1 protein-coding gene is annotated in these 1,592 nt (G+C 51.3%); it reads left to right on the top strand.

The window, feature by feature from the left end; genetic code table 11:
* Nucleotides 1-447: 447 nt before the first annotated feature.
* A partial coding sequence (locus RR842_RS02510) for an exonuclease domain-containing protein (protein WP_332728926.1) occupies nucleotides 448-1,592 on the top strand: 1,145 nt, incomplete at its 3' end.

Genomic DNA, 1,592 nt, shown 5'->3' with positions numbered 1-1,592 from the left:
GGCTGCGTGTTTGGTTGTACAACTATCTCGTCGTTTAAGAGACAGCAAGGTTTTTAGGCACGTGCGATCGGATTCGTCTCCTTGGATGGGCTGAGTTTGTAAGAGGGGTTTAAGACGCAACTATGAAAAAGAACCTTCTGGAATGTTTCACGTGAAACATTCCAGAAGGTTCTCGAGTGAAACAGAAGAGATGACGGGGCGAAGTATCTACACGCCTTCTTGAAAGATAGGGTCTTCGTATGAGGAGAAGATTATGGATACTGTGGGTAAAATGCATGATTTATTATTTTGAAGGGAGGGTGCCGCTGTTGGTTTGAAATCAAGGAAAGGGAAACCGGCGCTGCTGTGATAAACAGAGAGTCCTGAAAAGGTTTTCGATAAGGGTATCTGGTGCGCCACGGGGGTTTTGGTTTGTGCGATGTCTCGAGAGATGGTAGGCTGACAGGTATGAAAAAGCACAGCGAACAGGCGCATGATACCCTGCAAAACTTTATAAGCGACGGAACGCCTGAGGCTATCCGTGCACGTTACGCCTCGCTCCCGGTCGCAGCTGCTACTGGTGATTACGGCGACCTTGACCGTAATATCGTGATCATCGATACGGAAACGACAGGATTCTCATTCAATCACGATGAGTTGACGCAGATTGCAGCGGCGCGCATGGACAATGGCGAGATCGTTGATTGGTTCATCACGTTTGTTAATCCTGGAAAGCCCATTCCGGAAGAAGTAGCCCATCTCACCGATATTCACGATGAGGATGTCGCGGATGCGCCTTTGCCGCAAGAAGCGCTTGCTGGCCTGGTTGAATTTGTGGGCGATGCGAAAATCGTTGCACACAACGCCGAGTTCGACCGTACCTTCACCACTCGGCATCCGAGTGGGTATCCCTTGCTTGAGAATATATGGATCGACTCGCTTGACTTGGCTCGCATTGCGTTGCCCCGCTTTAAGTCGCATAGACTTCTCGATTTGGTAAAGGCGTTCGGAGCGCCCTTGTCGACCCATCGTGCGGATGCCGACGTAGCTTCCACTTGTGCCGTGCTGCGCATCCTCCTGGCCGCTGTTGATGCCATGCCTATACCTCTGGTGTGCGAGATCGCTCGTATGGCCACTCCCGAACAATGGCCCACCCAGGTTGTCTTCGATTATTTTGCTTCACGCGGTGCCGATTCGACTGTGTTGCCGACGAGCTCCCTAAAGGATGAAGGGGAGTCGTCTGATTTTGGTTCTTCAGATGACAACAAAGATGATACGTTCAAAGAAGCCCTGTTCGACGTAGAAGCAAACTCCGCTCACGTAAAAAAAGAACAGCGTTTCTCCCTGCGCTCGATGCGACGGGAACGTGTGTCGACCATCGACCTTAAACCAAAGGTTGATGCCGATGCTATTGCTGCTGATCCCTATCGTGATCTGGTATTTCCTTCTTCTGAGGTTATTGAGTCGTCGTTCGGGCGGCAAGGGTTGGTAGGTTCGCTCTACGATGATTTCGAACCTCGTGCCGAGCAACTTGCCATGGCTGAAGCGGTACGTTGCGCTTTCTCGGCTTCTGAGAACCTGATGGTCGAAGCAGGAACGGGAGTCGGGAAGTC

The organism is Gordonibacter sp. (assembly GCF_036667095.1).
In the GTDB taxonomy this organism is placed as follows: Bacteria; Actinomycetota; Coriobacteriia; order Coriobacteriales; family Eggerthellaceae; genus Gordonibacter.
Note: the sequence above shows the minus strand (reverse complement) of the source record. Positions and strands in the feature narration are given on the sequence as shown.